Source organism: Rhodanobacter thiooxydans LCS2 (assembly GCF_000264375.1).
In the GTDB taxonomy this organism is placed as follows: domain Bacteria; phylum Pseudomonadota; class Gammaproteobacteria; order Xanthomonadales; family Rhodanobacteraceae; genus Rhodanobacter; species Rhodanobacter thiooxydans.
Map to the genome: position 1 here is coordinate 1 of NZ_AJXW01000144.1, position 209 is coordinate 209.

At 74.6% G+C, this 209-nt stretch carries 1 pseudogene; it reads left to right on the forward strand.

From position 1 onward, the window contains the following. Positions 1-209 (forward strand): annotated as a pseudogene (locus UUA_RS18265) (TolC family protein); the annotation flags it as partial.

The window sequence follows — 209 nt, forward strand, 5'->3', positions numbered from 1 at the left end:
GACCTGCACGCCGCGCGGGTCAGCCTGGTCGCCGAAGTGGTGCGCGAGTGGATCGGCCTGCGCACGGCGCAGCAGCAGGAACGACTGCTGCAGCAGATCAGCCAGCAGCGCCGGCAGGCGTGGGAACTGCAGCAGACACGCCAGCGCCTCCTGCTGGCGGCCCCCGGCGCCGTGGACCAGGCGCAGGCCGCCTGGGCGCAGGCCGAAGC